Below are 2,500 nucleotides of genomic sequence, written 5' to 3' on the forward strand. Positions count from 1 at the left end.
TTGCCAATGGCTGGCCAAACAGCGATATCGACGCCCTCATGCCATGGAATTACCAGCGCTGAACGGCCTCAGCTGCCCGCTTACGGGCTACCGGGGTTCGATGCATTTTGTGCAGGGGTGGTATCAAAACGAAAACGGCCCGCACAAGGCGGGCCGTTTTCGTTTTTGGTTGCGGGGACAGGATTTGAACCTGTGACCTTCAGGTTATGAGCCTGACGAGCTACCGGGCTGCTCCACCCCGCGTCAACCCTAAAGGTAAGCCTTGGCTCACCGAATTCAAGCTTCCGCCAAATGAAAGGGCCGCTTGCGCGGCCCGGAGTCCCGTTGGCGGGCCTGTTCGTAAGGAGAAGATTAAACAACGTGCGCTTGGCAGACCTGGCAGCGACCTACTCTCCCGCGTCTTGAGACGAAGTACCATCAGCGCTGGAGCGTTTCACGGCCGAGTTCGGAATGGGATCGGGTGCAGCCGCTCCGCCATAACCACCAGGTCGGCAAAACGCACGTTGCTCGAGAAGCTGTTTTCTGTGCCATCCATCGTGTTCACGATGGGCATTAGGAATGAGAACGATCAAGCCGATCGAACTATTAGTACCGGTAAGCTTCAAGCGTTGCCGCTCTTCCACACCCGGCCTATCAACGTGGTCGTCTTCCACGGTTCTCAGGGAATACTCGTTTTAAGGTGGGTTTCCCGCTTAGATGCCTTCAGCGGTTATCCCGTCCGGATATAGCTACCCTGCTATGCGGCTGGCGCCACAACAGGTCCACCAGAGATCCGTCCATCCCGGTCCTCTCGTACTAGGGACAGATCCTTTCAATATTCCTACACCCACGGCAGATAGGGACCGAACTGTCTCACGACGTTCTGAACCCAACTCACGTACCGCTTTAAATGGCGAACAGCCATACCCTTGGGACCTGCTCCAGCCCCAGGATGCGATGAGTCGACATCGAGGTGCCAAACAACCCCGTCGATATGGACTCTTGGGGGTCATCAGCCTGTTATCCCCGGCGTACCTTTTATCCGTTGAGCGATGGCCCTTCCACGCGGGACCACCGGATCACTATGACCGACTTTCGTCTCTGCTCGACTTGTCAGTCTCGCAGTCAGGCAGGCTTATGCCATTGCACTCAGCGAACGATTTCCGACCGTTCTGAGCCCACCATCGCGCGCCTCCGTTACTCTTTAGGAGGCGACCGCCCCAGTCAAACTACCCACCATACATTGTCCCGGACCCGGATAACGGGCCGCGGTTAGACATCCATAGTGATAAGGGTGGTATTTCAAGGGTGGCTCCACCTGAGCTGGCGCCCAGGTTTCAAAGCCTACCACCTATCCTACACATGCCACTACGAATGCCAATGTAAAGCTATAGTAAAGGTGCACGGGGTCTTTCCGTCTAACCGCAGGAACCCCGCATCTTCACGGGGAATTCAATTTCACTGAGTCTATGCTGGAGACAGCGGGGAAGTCGTTACGCCATTCGTGCAGGTCGGAACTTACCCGACAAGGAATTTCGCTACCTTAGGACCGTTATAGTTACGGCCGCCGTTTACTGGGGCTTCGATTCAGAGCTTGCACCCCTCCTCTTAACCTTCCAGCACCGGGCAGGCGTCAGACCCTATACGTCGTCTTGCGACTTCGCAGAGCCCTGTGTTTTTGATAAACAGTCGCTACCCCCTGGTCTGTGCCACCCTCCCATGCTTGCGCATGAAAGGGTCACGCTTCTTCCGAAGTTACGCGTGCAATTTGCCGAGTTCCTTCAGCATAGTTCTCTCAAGCGCCTTGGTATACTCTACCAGTCCACCAGTGTCGGTTTCGGGTACGGTCTATAAGGAGGAGCTATTTCCTGGAACCACGCAGCAGCCCTTTCAATCCGATAAGATTGGACTACCTCAATGATCCGTCACTTCCTCCAGGCCCACGAATATTAACGTGGTTCCCATCGTCTACGCATTTCTGCCTCGACTTAGGGGCCGGCTAACCCTGCTCAGATTAGCTTTAAGCAGGAACCCTTGGACTTTCGGCGGGGGAGTCTCTCACTCCCCTTACGTTACTCATGTCAGCATTCGCACTTCTGATACCTCCACCACCCCTCACGGGTATGGCTTCATCAGCTTACAGAACGCTCCGCTACCGCTTGCATTGCTGCAAACCCTAAGCTTCGGTGTATGGCTTTAGCCCCGTTACATTTTCGGCGCAAAGACCCTTATTTAGACCAGTGAGCTGTTACGCTTTCTTTAAATGATGGCTGCTTCTAAGCCAACATCCTGGTTGTTTTGGGATCCTCACATCCTTTCCCACTTAGCCATAACTTGGGGACCTTAGCTGTAGGTCAGGGTTGTTTCCCTTTTCACGACGGACGTTAGCACCCGCCGTGTGTCTGCCGACTATTACTCCCAGGTATTCGGAGTTTGGTTAGGTTTGGTAATCCGGTGAGGACCCCTAGCCCATCCAGTGCTCTACCCCCTGGGGTATTCGGTCGACGCTCTACCTAAATAG

At 54.7% G+C, this 2,500-nt stretch carries 1 protein-coding gene, 1 tRNA gene and 2 rRNA genes (1 of these 4 cut by a window edge); 1 reads left to right on the plus strand and 3 read right to left on the minus strand.

Annotation, left to right across the window (positions count from 1 at the left end; all coding sequences use genetic code 11):
• On the plus strand, positions 1 to 196 hold a 196-nt coding region (locus tag NKH70_RS11010; RefSeq protein WP_353025254.1), incomplete at its 5' end, for a hypothetical protein.
• Here NKH70_RS11010 and NKH70_RS11015 read toward each other — a convergent pair.
• From NKH70_RS11015 to NKH70_RS11025, 3 genes are all read right to left on the minus strand, one after another.
• Positions 167 to 243: transfer RNA gene (locus NKH70_RS11015), tRNA-Met, on the minus strand. The two genes, NKH70_RS11010 and NKH70_RS11015, sit on opposite strands and share 30 nt — an antisense overlap.
• A gap of 130 nt (positions 244 to 373) precedes the next feature.
• Positions 374 to 488: ribosomal RNA gene (gene rrf, locus NKH70_RS11020) — 5S ribosomal RNA — on the minus strand.
• 76 nt (positions 489 to 564) lie between these two features.
• Positions 565 to 2,500: ribosomal RNA gene (locus NKH70_RS11025) — 23S ribosomal RNA — on the minus strand; it runs 863 nt beyond the window's last position.

Source organism: Mesorhizobium sp. M0991, from assembly GCF_040318915.1.
GTDB lineage: Bacteria > Pseudomonadota > Alphaproteobacteria > Rhizobiales > Rhizobiaceae > Mesorhizobium.